This window comes from Aurantivibrio plasticivorans, from assembly GCF_055392955.1.
Genome location: NZ_AP036020.1, coordinates 1,678,070 through 1,696,641, shown reverse-complemented (window position 1 = coordinate 1,696,641; position 18,572 = coordinate 1,678,070). Strand labels below are relative to the sequence as shown.

General features: G+C 47.4%; 15 protein-coding genes. 1 reads left to right on the top strand and 14 read right to left on the bottom strand.

The genetic code is table 11. The annotated features are described in order from the left end of the window. The first annotated feature begins 7 nt into the window (after positions 1 to 7). On the top strand, positions 8 to 3,133 hold the full coding sequence (locus ACZ5NB_RS07520) for an efflux RND transporter permease subunit (protein ID WP_460232436.1): 3,126 nt from the start codon (positions 8 to 10) through the stop codon (positions 3,131 to 3,133). Positions 3,134 to 3,633: 500 nt separating this feature from the next. Here ACZ5NB_RS07520 and ACZ5NB_RS07515 read toward each other — a convergent pair whose 3' ends face one another. The 14 genes from ACZ5NB_RS07515 to ACZ5NB_RS07450 form a co-directional block, all read right to left on the bottom strand. Continuing rightward, a complete protein-coding gene (locus tag ACZ5NB_RS07515) occupies positions 3,634 to 4,635 on the bottom strand; it encodes a YhdH/YhfP family quinone oxidoreductase (RefSeq protein ID WP_460232435.1) in 1,002 nt (333 codons plus the stop codon). 45 nt (positions 4,636 to 4,680) lie between these two features. Beyond that, positions 4,681 to 5,787, bottom strand: a complete 1,107-nt coding sequence (gene sohB / locus ACZ5NB_RS07510) for a protease SohB (protein WP_460232433.1) — start codon at positions 5,785 to 5,787, stop codon at positions 4,681 to 4,683. Positions 5,788 to 5,938: 151 nt separating this feature from the next. After that, positions 5,939 to 6,595, bottom strand: coding sequence for a cation/multidrug efflux pump (locus ACZ5NB_RS07505; protein ID WP_460232431.1), 657 nt, complete (start codon positions 6,593 to 6,595; stop codon positions 5,939 to 5,941). Between the two features lie 12 nt (positions 6,596 to 6,607). Next, positions 6,608 to 7,441: an NAD(+) diphosphatase gene (nudC, locus tag ACZ5NB_RS07500; protein ID WP_460232430.1), complete on the bottom strand. Its 834-nt coding sequence runs from the start codon at positions 7,439 to 7,441 to the stop codon at positions 6,608 to 6,610. A 20-nt stretch (positions 7,442 to 7,461) separates the two neighbouring features. Next, positions 7,462 to 9,171, bottom strand: coding sequence for a pilus assembly protein (locus tag ACZ5NB_RS07495; protein ID WP_460232428.1), 1,710 nt, complete (start codon positions 9,169 to 9,171; stop codon positions 7,462 to 7,464). A 685-nt stretch (positions 9,172 to 9,856) separates the two neighbouring features. Next, positions 9,857 to 11,254, bottom strand: a complete 1,398-nt coding sequence (gene sthA, locus ACZ5NB_RS07490) for a Si-specific NAD(P)(+) transhydrogenase (protein ID WP_460232426.1) — start codon at positions 11,252 to 11,254, stop codon at positions 9,857 to 9,859. A 30-nt stretch (positions 11,255 to 11,284) separates the two neighbouring features. Further along, complete coding sequence (gene nqrM, locus ACZ5NB_RS07485) at positions 11,285 to 11,521, bottom strand: (Na+)-NQR maturation NqrM (protein WP_460232424.1); 237 nt, start codon at positions 11,519 to 11,521, stop codon at positions 11,285 to 11,287. A gap of 51 nt (positions 11,522 to 11,572) precedes the next feature. Then, positions 11,573 to 12,643, bottom strand: a complete 1,071-nt coding sequence (locus tag ACZ5NB_RS07480) for an FAD:protein FMN transferase (protein WP_460232422.1) — start codon at positions 12,641 to 12,643, stop codon at positions 11,573 to 11,575. A 19-nt stretch (positions 12,644 to 12,662) separates the two neighbouring features. Continuing rightward, positions 12,663 to 13,883 (bottom strand): NADH:ubiquinone reductase (Na(+)-transporting) subunit F, encoded by a 1,221-nt coding sequence (gene nqrF / locus ACZ5NB_RS07475; protein ID WP_460232421.1) that lies wholly within the window; start codon positions 13,881 to 13,883, stop codon positions 12,663 to 12,665. A gap of 9 nt (positions 13,884 to 13,892) precedes the next feature. Next, positions 13,893 to 14,501 carry an NADH:ubiquinone reductase (Na(+)-transporting) subunit E gene (gene nqrE / locus ACZ5NB_RS07470; protein WP_460232419.1) on the bottom strand — a complete coding sequence of 203 codons (609 nt, stop codon included), beginning with the start codon at positions 14,499 to 14,501 and terminating at the stop codon, positions 13,893 to 13,895. Between the two features lie 3 nt (positions 14,502 to 14,504). After that, a complete protein-coding gene (locus ACZ5NB_RS07465) occupies positions 14,505 to 15,161 on the bottom strand; it encodes an NADH:ubiquinone reductase (Na(+)-transporting) subunit D (RefSeq protein WP_460232417.1) in 657 nt (218 codons plus the stop codon). Next, the gene (locus ACZ5NB_RS07460) at positions 15,161 to 15,934 is read right to left on the bottom strand and encodes a Na(+)-translocating NADH-quinone reductase subunit C (RefSeq protein WP_460232416.1); all 774 of its coding nucleotides are present in this window, start codon (positions 15,932 to 15,934) and stop codon (positions 15,161 to 15,163) included. The genes ACZ5NB_RS07465 and ACZ5NB_RS07460 overlap by 1 nt, the downstream gene beginning before the upstream one ends. Then, positions 15,927 to 17,129, bottom strand: a complete 1,203-nt coding sequence (locus tag ACZ5NB_RS07455) for an NADH:ubiquinone reductase (Na(+)-transporting) subunit B (protein ID WP_460232415.1) — start codon at positions 17,127 to 17,129, stop codon at positions 15,927 to 15,929. Before ACZ5NB_RS07455 ends, ACZ5NB_RS07460 begins: the two co-directional genes overlap by 8 nt. Before the next feature lie 2 nt (positions 17,130 to 17,131). Then, positions 17,132 to 18,475, bottom strand: a complete 1,344-nt coding sequence (locus ACZ5NB_RS07450; protein ID WP_460232414.1) for a Na(+)-translocating NADH-quinone reductase subunit A — start codon at positions 18,473 to 18,475, stop codon at positions 17,132 to 17,134. Positions 18,476 to 18,572: the final 97 nt, after the last annotated feature.

Below are 18,572 nucleotides of genomic sequence, written 5' to 3'. Positions count from 1 at the left end.
AGTGGCTATGATTAATTTTATTATTCAGTGGTCAATCCACAATCGCGTGTTAATTTTGATTCTAACCACACTACTTTGTGGCGCAGGTATTTTCGCCATCAAAAACACACCGGTTGACGCCATTCCAGATTTATCTGATGTCCAGGTAATCATTAAAACCAGTTATCCGGGTCAAGCACCTCAAGTGGTAGAAGACCAAGTCACTTATCCACTCACCACAGCAATGCTGTCCGTACCCGGTGCAGTCAACGTGCGCGGTTTTTCTTACTTTGGGGATTCTTATGTGTACGTTATTTTTGATGACGACACCGACCTTTATTGGGCGCGCAGTCGTGTACTCGAGTATCTCAGCCAGGTGGCCCCCACGTTGCCAGATAGCGCTAGGCCACAACTTGGTCCAGATGCCACGGGTGTTGGTTGGATATATTTGTATGCATTAATAGACAAATCTGGTCAACACGACATTAGTCAATTGCGCAGTTTGCAGGACTGGTTTTTAAAATACGAATTACAAACCGTACCGGGCGTCTCTGAAATCGCAACTGTCGGCGGTATGGTCAAGCAATACCAAGTCAAAGTCGATCCAGAAAAATTACGTGCATTTGGTATTCCGCTAAGCCATATTCATACCGCGATTCATCGCGGCAATCAGGAAGTCGGTGCATCGGTTTTAGAAATGGCCGAAGCAGAATATATGGTACGAGCCAGTGGCTACATTCAATCAGTCAGCGATTTAGAAAATATACCATTAGGCATCAACAAAAATGGTAGTCCCATTTTATTAAGAGATGTGTCGCAGATTAACTTAGGCCCCCAGATGCGCCGTGGAATTGCGGAGTGGAAAGGTAAGGGCGAAACTGTCGGCGGTATCGTGGTGATGCGGTTCGGTGAAAATGCACAGAAAACAATCGATGCCGTCAAACAAAAGCTCGACACCTTGAGCCATAGCCTGCCTCAAGGTGTGGAGGTTGTCACCGTGTATGACCGCTCAAGCCTCATCGAAAACGCAACCAATCATTTGTGGCAAAAGTTATTGGAAGAGTTTTTTGTAGTTGCTCTTATTTGTGCACTCTTTTTAGTCCATGTGCGCTCATCACTGGTTGCCATCATCTCCATACCAGTAGGCATCTTAGCCGCCTTTATAGTCATGTATATTCAAGGTGTCTCCGCCAACATCATGTCGCTTGGGGGGATTGCCATTGCAATTGGAGCCATGGTCGATGGAGCAATTGTGATGATAGAAAACCTACATAAACACCTCGAAGGGAAAACATTGAATAACACTGATCGCTGGAAAGCCGTCTCCGAGGCAGCGAGCGAAGTAGGCCCAGGGTTATTCTTTAGTTTGCTGATCATTACGGTGAGCTTTTTGCCGGTATTTACGCTGGAAGCACAGGAGGGCCGGATGTTTAGCCCCCTGGCCTATACCAAAAGCTATGCCATGGCAGCCTCAGCCATTTTAGCCATTACTCTTGTACCCGTATTAATGGGCTATTTGATTCGTGGCAACATCCGACCCGAAGCCACGAATCCCGTGAATCGCTTTTTGATTACACTTTATCAACCGACACTTCGTGCGGTATTGCGCTTTCCCAAGATCACCTTGGTGTTCGCGCTCATCATCACTATCGTGGGGTTTATGCCGATTAAAAATATCGGCAGCGAATTTATGCCGCCACTCGATGAAGGTGATTTGATGTATATGCCAACCACGCACCCTGGTGTGTCTATTGGTAAAGCCAGAGAAATACTACAACAAACCGATAAGCTCATCATGACTGTACCCGAGGTCGAGTCAGTGATGGGGAAAATTGGTCGCGCCGAAACCGCTACGGATCCTGCACCATTAACAATGGTGGAATCTTTTATTCGACTTAAACCCCGCGATCAATGGCGTGAAGGCGTTACACCGGAATCCTTGCGCCAGGAACTCAATCAACTGATCCGCATACCCGGTATGGTTAACGCATGGGTAATGCCGATCAAAACACGTATCGACATGCTAGCCACTGGAGTAAAAACACCGGTAGGGATTAAAGTCTCTGGACCGGATCTTGAAATCATACAGCGCGTCGGTCAACAACTGGAATCCATTCTGTCGACACTACCAGGCACAGCCTCGGTCTATTCCGAGCGGGTTGCCGGTGGTCGCTATATAAAGGTAGATATCGATCGTGGGCGCGCCGCTCGCTATGGTTTGAATATTGCCGATGTACAACAAGTTGTCGCCACCGCCATTGGCGGTACCAACGTGACCTATTCCGTTGAGGGTTTAGAACGCTACCCTATTAGTCTTCGCTATCCTCAAGATTATCGTAATTCACCGGAAGCACTTGAACTGCTACCCATCGTAACGCCAAGCGGTGCTCGCATCGCACTCAGTGATGTAGCAAGTATCCGTATTGCCGATGGGCCTGCCAGTATTAAAAGTGAAAATGCACGAATTAACGGCTGGACGCTGATTGATATTGACGGTACCGACGTCGGCAGCTACGTCGACGCTGCCCAGGCCGCTGTTAAACAACAACTCCAGCTTCCCGCAGGCTATTCCCTGCAGTGGAGCGGACAGTTTGAATACATGGAGCGAGCAAAAAATAACTTGCTGTACATTGTGCCGCTGACGTTCGCCATTATTGTGTTACTGCTATTTTTGAATTTTCAACGCTTCACGGAGATCGCTGTCACACTTGCCTGTGTACCTACCGCCACACTCGGGGCGGTTTGGATGATGGCAGCACTCGGGCACAATTTTTCGGTCGCCGTTGGCGTGGGTTTTATTGCCTTCATTGGTGTTTGCGTCGAGCTGACTGTAATTATGTTGATGTATTTAAATCAATCGACAACCGACGTCTATGCTCAACTCAAAGCGAGTCCTCAGCAGGTTACCGATCAACAGCTTCGGGATAGGGTGTTAGCCGGAGCCACTCGGCGCGTCCGCCCGATAGTGATGACGACAGCAACAGTCGTCTTGGGCTTAGCGCCGATATTGATAAGCTCAGGCACCGGATCGGAAGTAATGAGTAGAATTGCCACCCCCATGGTCGGCGGAATGCTTAGCGCAATTGTCGTTACCTTGTTCCTAGTCCCTACGGCGTATTACTGGTTGATGACTATTAGAATCATTAACAAGTAACCGTTAACAGGGGCCCACCGGGACAACACGTGTCGCCTTAAAGCACAAATCTCCACTTATTCAACGGGGTCCAATACGAATTCAGCGTTAGCCCATCTCCTGCGGCCCAGTAATTGAACGGATTGTTCAGCCATAAATCAATGTGGAATTTTCCACAAAATCTGTGGATAAGTCAGTGGATAATGAGGTGCAAAACCGGGAAAAGGCCCATTTTATCGGGGGGTGTTACAAATTGATTAAAATTTACTCTCGGTATATTTTTCTTTATTTTTCAATAGGTTATAAATGTCAACAACAATATGTAAAGAAGAGAAAGTCGAATTTGGGTCTTCCACCGTGCACACACCAAATTTGTGCATAAAAAGTTAGTAGCCTCTAACCGTGGAACGGCCGCAAACACATTTAGATGACATTTTTTCGACAGGGTTATATTGAATAGTTATTTAAACCCGGTCCAGAAATGAACACAAAATCTCAATCCTGAGGACGCGATAGCGCGACTACAAGCTTAGATCTACAACATATCGACCACGGGCGTGGCCATTCAACAATCTAGCAAGGTACTCGGGCGCCTCCTGAAGGCGGATCAACTCAGCCATAGTCTCAAGCTGGGGCAGTTTGAATTCGCCAGACAACAAATCCCAGTTCGCCACTTTTGCGGCAAGAGGCAATTCAACACAATCCACTCCAAGCAAATTGACACCGCGTAATATGAATGGAAATACATTCGTGTTCAGCTGCGGAGACAACGTCATACCACAAATGGCGACGCTACCTTGGTACTGAAGAGATTTGATAACGTTATTAAGAATTTCTCCACCCACACAATCAATGGCATGCGCCCAACGCGGCTGCGCCAGTGGTCTGTCCGAGAGTTCCGTTAAGCTTGCACGATCTAAAATTTGTTGCGCCCCTAAGCTTGATAACCATTCGCTTTGCTCCAGTTTGCCCGTGCTCGCAACGACCGAAAATTGCAGATGGTTTAACAGCGCAACAGCGAAACTTCCCACTCCACCGGTGGCGCCTGTCACGATGACTTGACCATCGTCGGCTTTAGCGCCCATACGAAGAATTTTTTGTACACACAGTGCGGCAGTAAACCCAGCCGTGCCGATAGTCATCGCTTCTAACATCGACAAATTATCGGGGAGAGGTACGGCCCAGTCAGATGGGACGGATATCCGTTGGGCTAGGCCACCGGGCGTATTCATGCCGAGATCATAGCCCGATACAATAACGGCATCACCCACTTGAAATTTTCCGCTGGTGTCTTCGATAACGTAACCAGCGGCATCAATACCTGGCGTATGTGGGTATTGCTTGGTGACACCGGGCTTGCCGTTGGCAGAAAGCGCATCTTTATAATTCAGTGAAGAGTAGCGAACATCAACCAACAGCGGGTGTTTGGGTAAATCACTTACGTTACGCTCGACGACTTTTTGTACCGTTTGCCTATTTGCCGTTGATTCAACCCAAAGCGCGGAAAAGACGTCGTCACTCATAGTTTTTCACTTCCTACCTATCACTAAATCAAATGTTGTTAGAACCTATGAAAAAAATCGGCTCTGATTCGCCCGCTCCCACCATGTTAACAATAGGCGGTCCATCGCGTGTTGGGCGGCAAAACCAATTTTTTCCTGAAGACTCTTTTTCACCAGGTATTGCACTTCTACGATATCAGCATCTTTCACTTGCCCTGTGAGATAGGCATCGCTTGTCTGCACTAGATCAATTAACTTATTGTCTAGCGCTCGCTTGCCATACCATGTTTCACCGGTAGCGACTGCTTCAACATCAAGCTCTGGACGGTTATCTCGGATATATTCTTTGAACAGCCCATGAGTTTCTTCCAACTCTTGACCAAACTTCTCTCGTGCCTTGTCGGTATTTTCCGCAAAGACGGTTAAGGTGCGCTTGTACTCTCCGGCCGTGTGCATCTCAAAGTCGATATCGTTTTTCTTCAGTAGGCGATTAAAATTGGGTAACTGCCCCACCACACCAATCGATCCCACAATGGCGAACGGCGCCGCAATAATTTTGTCCGCCACACAAGCCATCATGTAGCCACCGCTGGCCGCAACTTTATCGACGCAGACCGTCAACGGAATTGATTTTTCAGTAATTCGTTGCAGCTGGCTAGCGGCTAATCCATAGCTATGTACCATACCGCCTCCGCTCTCGAGACGCATGACGACTTCGTCTTTTTCTCTAGCAAGGCTGAGAATAGCGGTAATTTCTTCACGCAAGTTGTCAGTAGCCGACGCTTTGACATCTCCATCAAAATTCACCACATAGACGCGCTTACGTGCGGTGTCATCAGCTGTCTCAGCCGTACTGTCTGATTCCGACGCTTTGGCCTTCTGGGACTTCATCTGCTTTTTACGCTCAGCTTTCTCTGCTTTCGCTTTTTTCTTGGCAGCTTTTGCATCGAGCTTTTCTTGCTCAGGGGATACCACAGAAGCTTTAAGGGTATGGCTCATATCGTCGTAAAGATCATTTAAGTTAGTAACTTCAATATGACCTTTTTGCGGCTTGTGCCCTTTTTGCCCAAGGGCAAACGCCAAAATCATAATAATGGCAATACTGACAAGGACTGTGAGTGTTTTGGCTAGGAAGAGTCCATAGCTGGAGAGAAAATCTGCGGTATATTCCATGAAGGGTCTGTCTGCGTTAATAGTCTTAAGTGAACGTGCGATTAGCAAGCAACCATTATTAGAATTATCCAGTTGGTTGCGAGCCTACAGCGCATCATTCTAACGTATTACACAACGTTTACCATCCTATGGAGGTGCGTAACGTTTACGCTTATTCAGACCATTGATAGAGGGCCGTACGCGCGATGTCATTCAGTGGCCGTGCAAGGAGACCCGTATTCGACAAGCGTACTTCATAGACAGCGCCATCCGTCATGGGAACGAATGTGGCCGTGCCATATATCGCATCAATGATATTGAGAAAAGAACCCCAACCACGGAAGCTCTCCCAAATGTCGATACCCATGGCGCTTTCATTCAAGGCATAAACTGTCCGCTCAGCGTTGCGCTCTTCCTCGAGGGAGTAATAGCGACCACTGATTCGATCCAAGCGATATCCAGGTTTAACACCGGCACCTTGTAGCGCCGTTGGCCATTTGATCAGCCGAGCATCCAATTGCCATTGGTCACCGGCCAATTCGTAACGTTGTTCAGAGCCATCGCTATCTACCAGTATCGCTGTATATCGCTGAGTCTCAAGCTGCTCAAAACTCACCGTCGCCACAAATTCCTCTTCTACCAATTGTTTGTAGCTATACAAGTCGAGCGCGCCAAAAACTACTATTACGCCGCCAAAAACCAGCAACACCCCCGCCATACCGCGTAACCAGCCTAGCAGCCAGCCTTTGCGAACCAGCACTTTTAAAGCCAAGAGTACGAGGACGACACCGAGAAGGGTAATAACCGCTGAAAAAATTGTGTAGAACATAGTTATCCCTTTTTATTGATGCTGTTCCACAAAGCGTTGTATCAACCGCCCTGCAATACTGCCAGTAGGAGGGACAGGGGGCAGCTCGTTAAATTTGAACCATCGCGCGTCCGCAATTTCCACACCGTCTACCTTAATCTCACCGCTATCGTATTCTGCCGTATAGCCCAACATCAACTGTCCGGGGTAAGGCCAGGGCTGTGATGCAAAGTATTGAATGTTCTTCACCGAGACCCCAACTTCTTCTGCCACCTCGCGATGTAGCGCTTGTTCCACGCTCTCTCCCGCTTCGATAAAACCTGCAAGCGTGCTATAAAAATTAGACGGGCTTCGATTGTGTCGTGCCAACAAACAATGATCATCTCTCGACACCAGCGTGATAACACAAGGCGAGATGCGGGGATAAAAATGAATTTTACAAGATCCGCACACCTTGGCTCTATCGCTCGAGTGCTCGCCCACTGGCGAGCCGCAGCGGCTACAAAATTGGTGAGTTTGTTCCCAGTCCAGCACTTGCAACGCTGCACCGACCATCCCAAATTCATCGTCTAGAATTCGTTGAGCCGACAACAATTGGCGCAAACCAACCCAATGAAAAGGTTCTGGTGGCATCGACAGGGTATCAATCTTAACCGCAAAACAAGGATGGCCTTCATAACCACCTAGAAGATGTTGGGCTGACGCAGGTATATCCAGTGATCGCCACTGCGGCTCAGATAGAGGTCGCCACGGAAAATCCCCCGTCGCCAACAAAGTGTCCCCTTCCCCCAGTACAACATAGTAAGGTGTTGGGTTAGACGTGGTTTGATCTACTGCAAACTGTTTACCGGAGATAAAGCGATGCATTAATTTGCCACTAGGTCGTTTTAACTTGCCACGGGGTGGCCTAAAGCCTCTAAACTTTCTTCTGCAATTTCCAAGATCGCGTCACCCGCCTGGCGGTCAGTCTTGACAGCATCAAGGTAATATTCCAGGCCAATTACCGCATCCGCAAAGGTCTCTAATAGATGTTGCAACGCTGCAGGTTGATCATTGTGTAGCAAAGTATCTTCTACAAACTCAACGCAACTGGCTACAACTTTACTGCCCCGCTGTAGATTCAAAACCGCCATGCCACCACGCACGCTATTAAGTGTTGCTGCAACATTTTTGATGTGGCCACGATCGTAGTTTGAATCAGCAAAAGAGTTGAGTGCTCGCTTAATCATGGCTAGACCGGATTCCGCTTCATTCAACACAACCATTTCGGCTTCAGCTAATTGGCTAGAGGCGATGACTTCTTTTCGCGCGATAGAATTTGCACGGTTGAGCTTATCATCCGATAAATTGGACATTTCTAAGCCAGAAATTGTGCTTTCGACGTAGAGGACTGCGTCCGCGAGATCAATCATGCCTTTTGCGTCAGCCGATTGTGGTGACTCTTTCCACGTCGCTACGTGCTTAATTTCATCTTTTAACGCATTGCTGGCCATTGTTAAGCCAACAACGGCGAGAATTTCTGCAACTTTGTTAAGGGTACTCACTAACTGGTCGATGTCATCGATGCCTTCTACACCACTCTGTGACGCGCGCTCTAGAACATCTTTAATAGAATTGAGTTCATCTTTCAGTACCGCCGCGACAGAATTAACAGTAGTCGCACTTGGGCCACTCAACGCCTCTCGTTCCCGGGCTAACTCTTTGTCGGTATAGCCTAAAGCCTCGTAAGCGTAGACTTCTTGAATGTTGTTAACCTCCTCAGAAGAAGCACCTGAGGAAGCGATAATGTATAAACAATCTTTTACCAATAACTTGGGAGGCTCTTTATCGAGAGCTGCCTGCCCTTTCTGTTGAAGTTGTTTGATTTCGCGGTCGATTGCACCAAAGAGTAATTTACGCGCGCGGTTAGCCTCCATCTGTTCGGAGCCCATTACACCAAATGCAACCGACGCCACTTGCCAAAGCGTATCGAGGGGTCGACCACCACATACTGCCGACAACCTTTCAACGGCACGCTGCATCATCCCAAACGAGGGTTTTACCAATTTACCATGCATGATGTTGAGCAAGCCGACTTGGTACATATGACGTAAACGCCGTACAAGTGCCGATAAGTCTTCGCTCAATACCGCACTACTGCGTCCTGCCAAATTTTTCCCGCGGGTTAAGTCCACTTCAAAAAAGTAGCTTTCTTCGTAAGCTCTAATACCTCTTGCTTGTCGAAGTTCATTGATATAGGGGATCAGTAATACGGGAATGGCACGATGAGTTTGTAAGGTATACTCAATATAACGTGGGACGATGAAAAACGCGCTGGTGAGGACACTGAGCTTATGCTCCATGCCGTCATCGCCGACCGTAATTTCATTGGCGAGTGCGAGCAATTCTTTTGCGAGCAGATCAGCGCCATGCAGCTGCAATAGACTCAATGTACCGCTAATTTGCTGCATACCTTCAATGCTCTCTTGCAGCAGTTCGGCATTATTCATATCGCCGACAAACTGTTCCAGCTTTGACGCGGCTTGTTCAATCGTGGCAACTAATTCATCGTGAACCAGCTTAAGGGAAGTTAAATTCACTTTAGCGCTTTGCGTCACAACAGTTTCCTTAAAACGAATGATAGTGGTGATTAGGCTGCGAGCTAGATCGAAAGCGGCGACCAAAGCCTGGTGAGGATTCTGCGCCCTCTAGTGTGCGGACCTGAGGCTCAACTTTAGAGGCTCAACTAATGACGCCCAGTTAAACACGCCTAGATATCAATCAGCTTCTAGTAAAAATTCATTAGATTCCCGAAGCTTAGCGTATCTAATTAAACTTTTCCCTCAGTTTTTCGCTGAACTGCCGGCTTTTTCAGCCCTGCGGTCGATCATTAGCGACCGACTGCGTTGAGCACCGCTCGTTATGCTAGAATTCATCTTTGATTCATAGGCTAACTTATTGTTGTTAAAAGAAATATACCTCATATTCCTTTTCTATTTGCTGCGCGCAAACAAGAAAAACCCTACATTTTGCACAACTATACAGTTGCTATCAGTGTTTACTTTGATAGTGATACTCGACACGCCAAAAGCTGGTCTCAGTTATCACATAACATTGAGGCGATGCTCATTCGATATCCGCTACATTAAGTGCCTACAGCCTTGAAGCGACTGATGAAAGAGAATCGAAAGCTTTTCTCCTAACCCGAGTTATCGTCGATTGAGTATCTCTTGATCTTAAATGCACAAAAAAGCCGCGAGTATCTTCACTCACGGCTTTCGCGCTTACTTCAATCATTCAGGGTTAATAGCGGTTTAGACGATTAATACCTTCCAGTGCCGCGGTCCGGTAGGCTTCTGCCATGGTAGGATAATTAAAGACGGTATTCACAAAATAGTGAATATTGTTGGCGTCACCGGTTTGATTCATGATGGCCTGGCCAATGTGAATAATTTCAGATGCTTCCGCGCCAAAGCAATGGATGCCTAAAATTTCATAGGTATCTATATGAAACAGCAACTTAAGAACGCCTACTTCGTCACCACTAATCTGAGCACGCGCGGTGTTTTTAAAATATGCCCGCCCTACCTCGTATGGAACCTTCGCTTCGGTGAGTTCACGCTCCGTTTTACCTAACGAACTAATTTCTGGAAGCGTATAGATGCCCGTCGGGGTTTCAGTGATTGGCTTTGATTCTTCACCCAATATCGCGGCGGCAACAACTCGCCCTTGGTTGTATGATGCACTCGCCAAACTAGGCCAGCCAATCACATCACCGGCAGCATAGACATGATCTACGCCAGTTTGATACTGCTCGTTAACCGATACTTGGCCGCGGTGATCGTGAACCAAGCCAACGTTTTCCAAGCCTAACGTATCGGTGTTGCCGCTGCGGCCGTTACACCATAACAACGCATCGGCACGTAAACGTTTGCCAGACTTCAGATAAATTTCCAAGCGATCGGCGTCATCGCCCATCTTTAGGAATTCTTCATTGTGCCTTACCATCACACTATTATCGCGAAGGTGATAACTTAAGGCATCGGAGATTTCATCATCTAAAAAGGATAGCAATCTATCGCGACTGTTAATGAGATCAACTTTAACGCCCATACCAGAAAAGATAGAGGCATATTCACATCCAATGACACCAGCGCCATAAATAATCATGGTGCGTGGAGTATGCGCCATGTCTAAAATAGTATCGCTATCGTATACGCGAGGGTGATTAAAGTTCACTTCATCCGGGCGATAGGGTCGCGAGCCGGTAGCAATAACAATTTTATCGGCCGTGTAGGTTTCTCGCACACCATCTTCATACTCGACTTCGACTTTATGCAGGTCAACCAGTTTGGCCAAACCTTTTAAAATAGTGATTCTGTTTCGAGTGAAATGCCGTGCATGCATATCGGCTTGCTTAGGTATGACATGCAATGCGGATTCAACGACTTTCGGAAAGCTTAAAACACGTGCATCGCCGATAGCTCTGAAAAGCGGATTAGTATTGAATCTAGCAACTTGCTTTATCGCGTTACGCAAAGCTTTAGACGGGATAGTGCCTTTGTGAGTACAGTTGCCCCCGACGGCCATCTGACTTTCCACCATGGCGACGCGTTTGCCATTTTTCACACAGGCCATTGCGGCACCCTCACCTGCTGGGCCGGAGCCGATGACTAAAACATCATAATCCATACGCATCATCCAAAGCTAACTGCTCAATCAACACGAACATTACGAGTTACGGGAAGCATCGTAGGCCAATTCTTTCTGCTCCCGAACTTCATCGTCGGCATTCGTTTCTTCACATTTATTGGGGTCACCGCCGCAAATATCACAACTAGTATCAATGCCTAGCGCGCTCATACCGCCGCATGATCCAGATATTGGCTTCCTGCCCAACAAAATGCCAATCGACATTCCTGCCACTACGAGCGATAACACAATTAAAGTAAACACAAAGGTAGCCATAAAACTCTCTCTTTCTAGCACAACGCTAGTCATTAACTTCGACTGACAGGTTTATCCTTCAGCCTTCAGGTATCGATTAAATGCGCTCGAATACCGGGTAATAAATTGATCGCCTTCTTTGATAATAACGTAAATAGCCAGGTTCTGCTCTTCCGCTAGGCGCAAAGCATTTTCCGCACCCATCACTGATAGACCTGTCGCAAGCCCATCTGCAAATGCCGCCGTGTCGGCAACGACCGTAACCGACGCCAGCGCATTGGCTATGGGTTTACCGGTGCGCGGATCAATGATGTGCGAATAGCGGACTCCGTCTTCCTCATAAAAATTTCGGTAGTCTCCTGAGGTTGCTACCGCTTTACCACTGACGCTAATCGCCTGCTGAACACCACCTTGCACTGGTGAGGGGATTTCGATGCCTATACGCCAAGGCTGTCCTTTCGGATTCGCCCCTTTTGTTCGCAGCTCACCACCAATTTCCACAAGATAATCTTCGACTCCGTATGCTGCCAACAATTCCGCCACAACATCAACGCCGTAGCCTTTGGCAATCGACGATAAATCAATATGAAGCCCCTTAGGCTTTTTTAACTCAGGTGGAGACAAATGCAATTGCAGCTTTTCGTAGCCGACATCTTGGCGAGCAGCGGCAATTTGAATATCGGTCGGTATAACAATTGGCTTTTGGCTCGGACCAAAGCCCCATAAATTAACCAAGGGCGCGACGGTTACATCGAGCGCACCACCGGTCATTGCCCCCACCAAAATAGCTTCAGAGAGAACTGTAGCCAACTCTGTGGATACGGATTGCCAGCCGGGGTCTATCGTCGAATTTAACTGACTTAACTCTGAGTCAGGAATGTAAGTCGACATTGCTTGATTCACGCGACGCAAGCGCTCGTCAATAATGCTCTTAATTTCCTCTGGTAATCGGCTTTTTTCCCCTGGTAAGAGAGTAATATGATAACTGGTGCCCATGGTTTGGCCGGACAAGGAAAGCGTAGCCGGTCCGTCACTACACCCCGTCAACACTACAAAAGAAAGGGCAGCCATAACGAATAAAAGCGAAGAGAGTTGTGCTCTCTTCGCTTTTATTAATGAAATGCCGAATACAAGTCTGGCCATTATTTAAAGCAATCGCCTATTAACCGCCAAAGTCATCCAACAGAATGTTCTCGTCCTCGACACCGAGGTCTTTCAACATTTTGATAACCGCAGCGTTCATCATGGGAGGCCCACACATGTAGTACTCACAATCTTCTGGTGCCGGATGATCTTTCAGATACTCTTCATACAAGACGTTATGAATAAAGCCAGTAAGACCTGTCCAGTTGTCCTCAGGTTGAGGGTCAGACATAGCCACGTGCCATGAGAAATTTTCATTCTCTTCGGCTAGTTTATCGTACTCATCCTGATAGAACAGTTCACGAAGTGAACGAGCACCGTACCAGAAGGACATTTTGCGATCGGAACCTAAGCGCTTCAACTGATCGAATATGTGTGAACGCATTGGCGCCATACCAGCACCACCACCGATAAACACCATTTCGTTTTTGGTTTCTTTCGCGAAGAACTCACCAAATGGGCCATAAACTTTTACTTTATCACCTGGCTTTAAGTTAAATACGTAAGACGACATAACACCGGGTGGAATACCTTTGGAACCAGGAGGTGGTGTAGCAATACGAATATTGAACTTCACCATTCCGCGTTCTTCAGGATAGTTCGCCATAGAATAAGCACGAATAACGGGTTCGTTATTTTTCGCCGTTAGATTAAAGAACCCGAAACGCTCCCAATCACCACGGTATTCTTCTTCAACATCAAAGTCAGAGAACTTAATATCGTATGGAGGGCACTCAAGCTGAACGTAACCGCCCGCACGGAAGTCTACGTTCTCCCCTTCTGGCAACTTCAGTGTTAGCTCTTTAATAAACGTCGCAACGTTGGGATTAGAAACAACTTCGCATTCCCACTGTTTTACACCGAAGACTTCTTCAGGGACTTCGATTTTCATATCTTGCTTAACAGGGACCTGACAAGACAAACGCCAACCTTCGGCTTCTTCACGACGTGTGAAGTGCGCTTCTTCGGTCGGCAACATCGCACCCCCGCCTTCGCTAACGACACATTTACATTGCGCACACGAACCGCCACCGCCGCATGCTGATGCAAGAAACAAATCATTGTCCGCCAAGGTGTTGAGCAATTTACTACCAGCGGGAACAGTAATGGTTTTCTCACCATTCACTTCGATATTTACGTTACCGCTATTTACAAGTTTTGACCGGGCAAACAAGATCACAACCACCAGCGATAAAACAATCGCTGTAAACATGCCTACACCGAGTGATACTTCATTCATGGTTGCTACCTATAGATCAATTCCGCCGAAAGACATAAACCCTAGAGACATAAGGCCTACCGTGATAAAGGTAATACCTAAACCTTGCAAGCCGTCGGGAATGTCGCTGTATTTCATTTTTTCACGAAGGCCCGCTAATGCAGTTATCGCGAGAGCCCAACCGACCCCTGAACCTAAACCAAACACTACACTTTCAGAAAAGTTGTATGAGCGCTCTACCATAAACAATGAAGCACCCATGATTGCGCAGTTCACTGTAATTAGCGGGAGGAATACGCCAAGAGCGTTGTATAGAGCAGGGACAAACTTGTCGAGAAACATCTCGAGTATTTGTACCAACGCAGCAATAACGCCGATGTACGAAATTAAGCCCAAAAAGCTTAGATCAACATCAGGGAAGCCAGCCCACGCCAACGCGCCATCTGCCAGCAGGTAGTTGTAAATCAAGTTGTTAATCGGCACGGTGATACCAAGCACAACGACTACGGCAATACCTAAACCGATCGCCGCATCTACTTTCTTGGAAATAGCCAAAAAGGTACACATTCCCAAGAAGAACATCAGCGCCATATTGTCGATGAATATGGAGCGAACAAACAAGCTAATTAAATGCTCCATCGCTTAAGCCTCCTGAGGGCGAGTGTTTTTGGCAATTCTAAATTCAGGCGCTTCAACCTGATCTTTCTTCCACGAGCGCAGCGCCCAAATAATGAGGCCAATGAGGAAGAAGGCACTAGGCGGTAGCAGGAAGAGACCATTTGGAACATACCAGCCACCGTCGTTAACCGTTGGCAAAATCGTAATTCCAAATAATTTACCGGCGCCAATCAGTTCGCGGATGAAGGCTAAAACAAGTAGTAAAACGCTATAACCTAAACCGTTACCGATCCCATCTAAAAAGCTAGGAATCGGCGGGTTCTTCATTGCAAACGCTTCCGCTCGGCCCATCACAATACAGTTGGTGATAATCAAGCCAACAAATACAGACAACTGTTTACTAATTTCGTAAACGTATGCTTTGAGCATTTGATCCACCAGAATTACCAAAGAAGCAATAATGGTCATCTGTACAATAATGCGAATATTGCTAGGGATCTGCTTACGAACCAACGACACAAAAAAGTTTGAGAATGCCGTTACGGTGGTTAGCGCGATACACATAACGACTGTGACTTGTAAGCTAGCCGTTACCGCCAGCGCAGAACAAATACCCAGGATTTGTAACGCAATCGGGTTATTGTCAAAAATGGGTTTGAAGAGGAGTTCTTTAGCTTTCATTACGCTTTCCCCTGTCTTAGGTTAGTCAAGAATTTGCTATATCCATTCTCGCCCAACCAATATTGAAACATTAAATCTACGCCGCGAGTTGTTAACGTCGCGCCAGCTAAGCCATCTACCTTGTACTCTTTACGAGGATCAGAAGGCTCCACTGGACCTTTTTGTACGTGAAGCGCTAGATCGCCGCCCTCATACAACTTCTTACCAGTCCACAAGCCTTTCCAGCGGGGATTATCGACTTCTCCGCCGAGTCCAGGTGTTTCTTGATGATCGTAGTAGGACAAACCAATGACTGTATTAGCATCAGATTCCAGCGCGAGGTAACCATACAAGGTTCCCCACAGTCCGTAACCACGAATGGGCAAGATAACCAACTCGATGCCGTTGTCACCTTCGAGCGTATACACTTCAGCATATTTCTCTCGGCGTTTTAACTTCGCGATATCCTCGTCGCCCGGAATAGATTCCGACATGTCTTGGCTTTTCGCTGCGATCAGCTGATCATAACTTTCAGGATCAACCGCGTCAGTGAATTTACCCGTATCAAGATCAACAATACGTGCTGTGAATTGCTCGAATTGCTCCTGGACGGGCTTCGACGCATCGTACATATGCGCAGACTGAAGAATATTGCGTTTTAGGAATGCTGCCTTGTTCGTTTCTTGCTGTGGTCTTAATAGTACTGCCGCCGCCGAAACGATGACCGAACACACCAGGCAGAGAACAACAGCAACGATAAAGGTTTTTGAAATCGTATCGTTATTACTAGACACGCGCTAACCTCCGCTTAATGTTGGCTTGCACAACGACATGATCGATCAGTGGTGCAAATAAATTGGCAAACAAGATGGCGAGCATGATGCCTTCGGGAAACGCTGGATTCACTACGCGAATCAACACCACCATCACACCGATAAGAATACCGAAAGCCCAACGGCCAGCGTGAGTCATCGATGCAGAAACGGGGTCAGTTGCCATGAACATCATACCGAACGCAAAACCACCCATTACAAGGTGCCAGTGCCAGGGCACTGCAAACATTGGATTGCTTTCAGAGCCGACCACATTGAACAACAACGCAGTCGCTACCATACCAATCATTACGCCAGCCACGATGCGGAAAGAAGCGATACCCATTGCTAACAAGACAAGGCCTCCTAGCAAAATCGCTATTGTCGACGTCTCGCCGATTGAACCATGGATGTTGCCCACAAATGCATTCATCCAACCAATGTGGGACTCCAGCCCTTCCACACCTTGCGAAGCAGCAACAGACAGTGAAGTCGCACCCGAAAAGCCGTCAACCGCAGTCCATACGCTATCACCAGACATCCAAGGCGCATAAGCAAAATACAAAAACGCTCGGCCGGTTAGAGCAGGGTTAAGGAAGTTTTTGCCGGTGCCACCGAAAACTTCTTTACCGATAACAACACCGAAACTAATACCCATTGCTACTTGCCACAATGGCAGATCAGGGGGACAAATTAAGGCAAACAAAATTGAAGTGACGAAGAAGCCTTCGTTTACTTCGTGTCCACGAACCATCGCGAATAAGACTTCCCAGAAGCCACCCACGATAAAGGTCGTCATATAGATTGGCAGAAAGTAAACCGCACCGTGCCATAAGCAATCCCAAATACTATTTGGGTCATAGCCCGCGAGCAATTCAATCAATGGCGCATGCCAATCACCCGTGGACAAAATGCCTTGCGCTTCCATGATGGTATTTGCCTGAAAGCCCAGGTTGTACATTCCATAAAACATTGCTGGGAATGTACACGCCCATACCGTAATCATAATACGCTTAAGGTCGATGCCATCACGGACATGCGAAGTCGTTTTGGTTACTTCGTTAGGCTGGAAAAGTCCGGTATCTACCGCTTCGTAAAGTGCATACCACTTTTCTAGCTTTCCACCTTTGTGAAAATGCGGCTCTAGAGAGTCAAACCAGTTACGTAATGCTTTCACGGTTACCCCTCCTTCTCAATTTTAGTGAGATTGTCACGCAAGATGGGACCGTATTCGTACTTACCGGGGCAAACATAGGTACACAAGGCAAGATCTTCCTCATCTAGTTCTAAACAACCAAGTTTTTGAGCGACCTCAGTATCACTAACAATCAATGCACGAAGCAATTGGGTTGGTAAAATATCAAGAGGCATAACACGTTCGTAGGCACCCACTGGCACCATCGCACGCTCACTGCCATTGGTTGACGTTGTGAAATTAAAACGCTTTCCGCTGAAAAGCTTGGATATGTAGATAGGCATTTTCGAGAAGCGGTCTGCACCAGCTCGCATGTAGTGCAAAAACGGACGCTCGCGGCCCTCTTCCAACACAGCCACTTGGTTGTGATAACGTCCAAGGTATGCGTACGGACCGTAGGCGTTACGACCACCAAATACAGAGCCGGAAATAACACGGTTTTCACCGTCTCTCATTAAACCAGCCGTTAATTCTTCGAGGTTTGCACCCAGCTGAGTGCGCACGAGCTTCGGCTTTTCTATTTGCGGCCCTGCTAATGAGATGACGCGATCAACGTATAATTGGCCAGTAAGGAAAAGCTTACCAAACGCAATAACGTCTTGATATCCAATAGTCCATACGGTCTTAGTTGCGCTGACAGGATCTAGATAATGGATATGCGTGCCGGCATTGCCCGCTGGGTGAGGCCCAGCAAACGTTTGCACAGATACTTGCCCAGAGTTGGCTACGCCTAAATCCGCACCCTGCGCGGCACAGACATACACTGAACCTTCTGTTAAGCGAGCGAGTACCGTCAAACCAGCGTCAAAGGCCTCTTTTTGCTCAGCAACTACTACAGCAGGATCGGCAGCTAGCGGATTGGTGTCCATCGCCGTCACAAATATTGAACTCGGCTTAGATCCGATCTCTGGCACTTTGCTGAATGGACGTGTGCGCAGAGCTACCCATAGGCCTGACTTAACCAGGTTATCGGTAATTGATTCGGCATTCAGTCCGCTGATTTGATCAGCGCTATAGCTGTCGAATGACTCTTGCTCATCGCCTTCTACATCAATCACGACCGATTGGAGTACACGGCGCGCGCCACGGTGAATAGCCGATACAACACCTGCAGCAGGTGCAGTGTATAGAACGCCTGGGTTCTTTTTATCGGAAAAGAGTACTTGCCCTAATTTAACCTTATCGCCCACAGCGACAGCCATGGTAGGTTTCATACCATTGTAGTCTGGTCCAACAACGGCCACTGAGCGAACGGGATTACCTGGGGCTATGGACTGTTCGGGAGAACCCGATATAGGTAAATCTAGTCCCTGACGGATCTGGATCATACGTCTTAGCCTAATTTAAATGGATAAAACGGGCTTGCGATTGCTTACCCTGATGTCACAGGCACACAGGTACGTGAGCCTAGTTTAGTGCTGATAA